This is a genomic window from Cupriavidus sp. 8B (assembly GCF_054589115.1).
In genome coordinates this window covers 45,471-52,318 of record NZ_BAAILO010000090.1, presented here as the reverse complement: position 1 = coordinate 52,318, position 6,848 = coordinate 45,471, and the positions used below count along the sequence as shown (strand labels likewise).

Annotated in this window: 5 protein-coding genes and 1 riboswitch; of the genes, 4 read left to right on the top strand and 1 reads right to left on the bottom strand. The window is 66.6% G+C overall.

The window, feature by feature from the left end; genetic code table 11:
* Positions 1-384 precede the first annotated feature (384 nt).
* On the top strand, positions 385-861 hold the full coding sequence (locus ACYP5B_RS08650; RefSeq protein WP_400091852.1) for a YjjA family protein: 477 nt from the start codon (positions 385-387) through the stop codon (positions 859-861).
* A gap of 63 nt (positions 862-924) precedes the next feature.
* On the opposite strand, the gene ACYP5B_RS08645 is transcribed toward ACYP5B_RS08650, so the two are convergent.
* The gene (locus tag ACYP5B_RS08645; protein ID WP_459569305.1) at positions 925-2,481 is read right to left on the bottom strand and encodes a methyl-accepting chemotaxis protein; all 1,557 of its coding nucleotides are present in this window, start codon (positions 2,479-2,481) and stop codon (positions 925-927) included.
* Between the two features lie 292 nt (positions 2,482-2,773).
* Positions 2,774-3,031, top strand: a riboswitch (cobalamin riboswitch).
* Positions 3,032-3,156: 125 nt separating this feature from the next.
* On the opposite strand from ACYP5B_RS08645, the gene ACYP5B_RS08640 reads away from it, so the two are divergent.
* The 3 genes from ACYP5B_RS08640 to ACYP5B_RS08630 are packed head-to-tail and all read left to right on the top strand — an operon-like array spanning position 3,157 to position 6,832.
* Positions 3,157-5,418, top strand: coding sequence for a TonB-dependent receptor (locus tag ACYP5B_RS08640; protein ID WP_459569304.1), 2,262 nt, complete (start codon positions 3,157-3,159; stop codon positions 5,416-5,418).
* Positions 5,419-5,465: 47 nt separating this feature from the next.
* The gene (locus ACYP5B_RS08635; RefSeq protein ID WP_400091849.1) at positions 5,466-5,720 is read left to right on the top strand and encodes a hypothetical protein; all 255 of its coding nucleotides are present in this window, start codon (positions 5,466-5,468) and stop codon (positions 5,718-5,720) included.
* A 53-nt stretch (positions 5,721-5,773) separates the two neighbouring features.
* Positions 5,774-6,832, top strand: a complete 1,059-nt coding sequence (locus tag ACYP5B_RS08630; protein ID WP_459569303.1) for a HoxN/HupN/NixA family nickel/cobalt transporter — start codon at positions 5,774-5,776, stop codon at positions 6,830-6,832.
* Positions 6,833-6,848: the final 16 nt, after the last annotated feature.

The following is a 6,848-nucleotide window of genomic DNA, read 5'->3' as shown; positions in this document are numbered from 1 at the left end:
CCCGGTGAGTTCCCCGGGCGCGCGCCGCGCGCCCGGCCGAACTGCTAGTGGAAACCGTTTCACCCGGATCGTCAAGACGCGGTGCCGCGTGGCTGGGACACGTGCAAAGGTCTGAATACAGCGCACGAGAACTTTCAGATCGGAGCGCGTTGCCCTGCCAGCGGGTATGCGCCTTGCCTTAGGTGCCGGAAGCGACAGTCACGAACACGGGGTTCGAATAGAACCCACAGGTCGTTAGATGGCATGCGCGACGCCTCGCTTAATGCGTGCGTCATGCAAATCGGGTAGTGCCGCGAGAAGGGAAAGCCACAGCAGCGATGGACCATGGCCGTCGCGGCAAGCACTATAGTGAAGACTGTCCCCACCCAGCCAGAAGGACGCCGCATGAACGCCAGCCTCTATCGCACCACCGCCGTGAAGATCCTGATCGCCGCGCTGCTACCGGTGGCAACCGCACATGCGCAGATCGGCGACCTGCTCAAAGGCGCCACGCAGGGCGGCACGGAGAGTTCGTCCGGTGGCCTGAGCGGCCTGGGCAGCAGCTTGGGCGGGATGGGTGGAATGCCCTCGCTGCAATCGCTGAGCTCGGGCAGTACCGGCAATGTCGCCGGGATCCTGGAGTACTGCGTGAAGAACAACTACCTTGGCGGGGCCAGCGGCGCCGCCTCGGTAAAGGACAAACTGCTGGGCAAGGTCGGCGGCGGCTCGCCCACGTCGGATGCCGGCTACACCAGCGGCGCCAAGGGCATCCTGAGCAGCAGCGATGGCAAGCAGTTCGACCTGAGCGGCGGCGGCCTCAAGGACCAGGTCACCAAGCAGGTCTGCGACAAGATCCTCGCGCAGGGCAAATCGCTGCTGTAGGACAAAGCGCGCTTGATGCCTGGCAAGCGCTTGGTTAGCGCTTGGTTAGCGCTTGGTTAGTGCTCAGGCGGGCGACAGGCGGAAGGCCGACACGGCATGGTGCAGCGCGCCGGCCTGGTCTTCCAGTGACGCGGCGGCCGCGCTCGCCTGCTCCACCAGCGCAGCGTTCTGCTGTGTCATCTGGTCCATCTGCGCGACCGCGCGATTGACCTCCTCGATGCCGGTGCGCTGCTCGGCGGTGGCCGAGGCGATGCCATCCATGATCGACGTCACGCGGCTGACCGCATTGACGATCTCGGCCATGGTCTGCCCGGCCTGCTCCACCAGCGCCGAGCCACTGTCGACCTGGCCCACCGACTCCACGATCAGCGTCTTGATTTCCTTGGCCGCGCCCGCGCTGCGCTGCGCCAGGTTGCGCACCTCACCCGCCACCACCGCAAACCCGCGTCCTTGCTCGCCGGCGCGCGCGGCTTCCACCGCCGCGTTCAGCGCCAGGATATTGGTCTGGAAGGCGATGCCGTCGATCACGCCGATGATGTCGTTGATCTTGCGCGAGCTGGCGGTGATGCCGCGCATCTTGTCCACCACCTGGCTGACCACGCTGCCGCCCTGCTGCGCGATCTGCGAGGCGTCGGCCACGTATTGGCTGGCCTCCTTGGCGTTGTCGGCGTTCTGGCGCACAGTCGCGGTGATCTGCTCCATGCTGGCGGCGGTCTGCTGCAGCGAGGCCGCCTGCTGCTCGGTGCGGCTCGACAGGTCGGTATTGCCCGAGGCAATCTCCTGCGCCGCCGAGGTGATGGAATCGGCCGACTGCTGGATGCCCGCCACCGTGCCGGCGAGCTGGTCGCGCATATGGCCGATGGCGTACATCAGGCTGGAGCGGTCATCCGGGTGGGTTTCAACGCACGCGGTGAGGTCACCGCCGGCCATGCGCAGGGCAAGCGCCGCAGCGGTAGCGGGTTCGCCGCCCACCGAGCTCTGGATGCTGCGGATCAGCAGCGTGGCCACCGCAGAGATCACGATGCCCAGCAGCACCAGCAGGCCGAGCGATTGATACAGCGAGGAGCGGAACTGTGCCTCCACGTCATCCATGTACGTGCCTGCGACCAGGTCCCAGCCCCACGGCTTGAAGCGCGCCACGTAGCCGATCTTGGGGCTCGGCTGGTCGCTGCCCGGCTTGGGCCACCAGTAGTCCAGGTGGCCGGCGCCTTCGGCCGACGCGCCGCGGGCCGCGATATCGACGTACAAGGCGTTGCCCTTGGCATCCTTGAAGTCGCGCATGTTCTTGCCATTGAGCTTGGCGTTGATGGGATGCATCAACAGCACGGAATCCGCACCAACGATGGTGATGTAGCCATCCTTGCCATAACGCTGCGCGGCAACGCGGGCGGTGGCCTGGGCCTTGGCATCGGCCTCGGACATCTTGCCCTGGCGCGCCTGCTCGGCGTAGTCGCTCACCAGGGAGAGCGACATGTCGACGATGTTCGCCAGTTCGCCGCGGCGATCGGCCATTTGCAGCTGGCGGGTCTGAACGGCGTGCATCACGGTCAGCAACAGCAAGCCGAGCCAGGCCAGCACAAGGGGGATCCACAGCTTCTTTCGCAGGGTCAGACGATTCATGGCATTCGCTCTTCGGGGCAATGGCCGGTCATGCGGGAGGCATGCGGCATCTCCGGATATCGGAGCCTGATTCGTCTTCTTTAGGGACAGCTGCGGCAGGACGGCACGAAAAAGCCAAGAAGCGCGAAAAATGCCGCACAAAGCACCAAGATGGCGACAGGCTGCGCCGGACCGGAACGCTCGCGCACCCGCACGGTGCAAAAATACATCTGCCATCAGGCGCCGAAAGCCGCTGAAAAACGGCTACAATGCGCCTCGCATTCCACTCGTAATTGCAATTGACTTGCAATTGGACTGCCAAGGGTTCGAAGGTGCCCCCGGCTCGCAGCGCGCGGCGGGGGTTAAACGGGAAACAGGTGCGCCGCCGGCCATGCCGCGGCTAATCCTGTGCTGCCCCCGCAACGGTCAGCAGGTAAAAAGGTGTCACGCCGCGCCAACAGGCCGTGGCAGCCACTGCGCATCAACGCGTGGGAAGGCGGCACCCCGGACGCGCCCCAGCGGCAGGCGTCCCCCTGCGAGCCCGGATACCGGCCTTCGACCAATCACCGGGGCTGCGGACGGGCGGCCAGGCGTGAGACGGCCAGCCACGCGCCCGGCCGTCACTGCGCGCTCGTCCGTGGCTTGTTCGTTTATTGCCGCCGGGCGGGGTCGCCCACGGCCAACGATGGAAAGTCCATGTCCGCGCGTCCTCGCCTTGCCCGCCCCGCCTCGGTCGCGGCCCTCAAGCCACTCAAGCCACATCGCGCCCCCAAGCCGCGCAAGCTCGCGCACCATTGCGCGCTCACGCTGTCGCTGGGTGCCTTTGCCGGCTTAGGCGCGGATGTCGCCTGGGCAGCGGACGATGTGCAACCGTCCGAGCGAGCACGATCGCAGCCTTCCCGCGCGGACGGCACCGTGCTGCCGCCGGTGGTAGTCAGCAGCGCCTCGCAGCCATCGGGGCTGGCGCTGTCGGAGCCCGCCAGCACCGGCAGCCGCCTTGGCCTGACCCCACTGGAAACACCGGCCAGCGTGGAAGTCCTGTCCGGCGATACCATCCGCGAACGCGGCGATTTGTCAGTGCGCGAGGCCGTTACGCGCGCCACCGGCATCACCTCCAATGGCGCGCCCGGCAATGGCGGGACGGCGCTCGCGGCACGGGGCTTCGCAGGACAAGGCTCGGTGATGCAGCTGTACGACGGCACGCGGCTCTACGTGGCCTCCGGCACCGTCACCTTCCCCTTCGATACCTGGTCGGTGGACCGCATCGAAGTGCTGCGCGGCGCGGCCTCGGTGATAGTTGGCGAGGGCGCGATTGGCGGCGTGGTCAACGTCATCCCAAAGAAGCCAATGCGCGCACCGATCGCCAACGAGCTGCAGCTCACCGGCGGCACCCAGAAAACGGCGCGCGCCGCCTTCGACAGCGGCGGCGCGGTCAACGAAAACCTCTCCTACCGCTTCAACGCCAACTACGGCCGCTCCGGCGGCTGGGTGGACCGGGGAGACTCCCGCAGCCTGGCGGTGTCGGCCGCGGTGCGGCTGGACGTATCGCCCGAGTTCAGCCTGACGCTGTCCTATGACGACGCCGACCAGCACCCGATGCAATACCTGGGCACGCCGCTGGTCAACGGCAGCCTGGACCCCGCCCTGCGCAAGAAGAACTACAACGTGGGCGATGCCGAGATTACCTACCGCGACCGCTGGACCCGGCTCGCGGCGCAGTGGCAACCCAACGAGCGCGTCACGGTGCGCAACCAGTTCTATTACCTCACCAGCCAGCGCCACTGGCGCGACGCCGAGTCCTATACCTTCCTGCCCGCGACCGGCCAGGTGCGCCGCACCGACTACCTGGAGATCCTGCATGACCAGGAACAGGTGGGCGACCGCGCCGACCTGAAGCTCGATGGCCAGCTGTTCGGCATGGCCAATACGGCCATGGTGGGCTTTGACGTCAACCGCATCCACTACACCAACAGCAGCAACTCGCCCTATGGCGGCGCGTCCACCGTCAATGCCTACCAGTTCGACCCGGGCCAGTTCTTCAGCCCGCCGGGCATCGTCACGTCGCCGCGCTTTCGCACCCACACCACGCAAGCCGCGCTGTTTGGCGAGGACCGCCTCAAGCTGACCCGGCAATGGTCGGTGATCGGCGGCGTGCGGCTGGACCATGCCCAGCTGGAACGCGGCAACCTGGTCACGGGCGACGACTGGACGCGCAGCTTCAACAATGTCACGTGGCGCGCGGGCACGGTCTACGAATTCACGCCCGCGCTGTCGGTGTACGCGCAGTACGCCACCGCCACCGATCCGCTCGGCGCGTTGATCTCCACCTCGGACGCGCAGAAGGATTTCAAGCTGGCTACCGGCAGGCAGATCGAAGCCGGCGTCAAGCAATCGTTCTGGAACCAGCGCGGCGAATGGACCTTTGCCGCCTACCAGATCGCCAAGAAGAACCTGCTCACCCGCGACGCCAACAACCCCGCGCTGTCGGTGCAGGTGGGCGAGCAATCCTCGCGCGGGCTCGAAGGCTCGGTCAGCGTGGAACTGATGCGCGGACTGCGGGTGGACGCCAACGCAGCCGTGCTGCGCGCCCGCTACGACGACTTCGCGGAAAGCACAAACGGCGCGCTGGTCTCGCGCAACGGCAATGTACCCACCAGCGTGCCGCAGCAGGCGGCCAACCTGTGGCTGACGTGGGCCTTCGCGCCGCAGTGGCAGTTGGGCAGTGGCCTGCGCTACGTGGGCAAGCGCTACACCAACAATGCCAATACCACGACCATGCCGTCGTACACGGTGGTGGATGCCTCGCTGCAATGGCGCGTATCGCGCAAGACGGCGCTGACGCTGCGCGTCTACAACCTGTTCAACCGCGACTATGCCGAGTCCTCCGGCAACAGCGGCAACCAGTGGCTGCTGGGCCGGCCGCGCGCGGCCGAGCTGTCGGCCAACTTCTACTTCTAAGCCGGCCATGGCAAGCACGCCTTCATGCTGGCGGGACGCCTGCTGCCTTGACGACACCGCCGCGACCTGCGACCTGGGCCTGCATCGACCCGGACACCGGCAACCTGCTGGGCCGCCGCCGCCGTGCCTACCGCTGGCTGTTCAATGCCGCGCACAGCTGGGACTTTGGCTGGCTGCTGCGCCATCGCCCGGCCTGGGACGCAGCCGTCTGGTTGCTTTCGCTCGCCGGGCTGGTAGTCTGCGCCAGTGGCGTGGTGATCGGCTGGCGCAGGTTGTTTCGCGGGCGCCGCCGGCGGGCATGAATCCCAGCCTGGCGTCCATCCACTCAGAATCCCCGATCTTTCACGGACCGCTCATGTTCCGCTTTCTCGCCAGCATCTTCAACGACCAGGACGCCGACGTGCGCCGCAAGGTCGTTGCGCTCTACGTCTTCCTGATCGCCGCCAATGTCGGCGCCTGGCTGTGGGCACTGGTGGCGTTCCGCGACCACCCCATGCTGCTGGCGTCCGCCGTGCTGGCCTACACGCTCGGCCTGCGCCACGCCGTGGACGCCGACCACATCGCCGCCATCGACAACGTCACGCGCAAGCTGATGCAGGAAGGCAAGCGCCCGGTGACGGTCGGCTTCTCCTTCTCGCTCGGCCACTCCACCGTGGTTACGCTGATGTCGATCGGCATCGCGGTGGCCGCCGCCGCGCTGCAAACGCGCTTTGCCGATATGAAAGCCGTGGGCGGCATGATCGGCACGAGCGTCTCCGCGCTGTTCCTGTTCCTGCTGGCCTTCTTCAACCTGTTGATCCTGATCTCCGTGTGGCGCGCCTTTCGCGCGGTCAGGCGCGGCGAAGCGCTCAAGGAGCAGGACCTGGACCTGCTGCTGAACAACCGCGGCGTGCTGTCGCGGCTGTTCCGCCCGCTGTTCCGGCTGGCCAGCCGCAGCTGGCACCTGTTCCCGATGGGGCTGCTGTTCGGCCTCGGCTTCGACACCGCGACGGAGGTAGCGCTGTTCGGCCTGTCCGCCGCCGAAGCTGCAAAGGGCGTGCCCTTCTGGACCATCATGGTGTTCCCCGCCCTGTTCACCGCCGCCATGTCGCTGGTGGACACCACCGACGGCATCCTGATGCTGGGCGCCTACGGCTGGGCCTTCACCAAGCCGATCCGCAAGCTCTACTACAACATGACCATCACGCTGGTCTCGGTTGTCGTTGCCGTGGTCATCGGCGGCATCGAAGCCCTCGGGCTGATTGCCGACAAGCTCGGGCTGGAAGGCGGGCTGTGGGATGTGATCGGCGAGCTCAACGCGCACTTCGGCATGCTGGGCTACGTGATCATCGGCGTGTTCGTGCTGAGCTGGCTGATCTCGATGGTGGTGTACCGGGTGCGGCGTTATGACGAAATTGAGGTGAGGATGGGGTGAAGATCTGGTGACATGG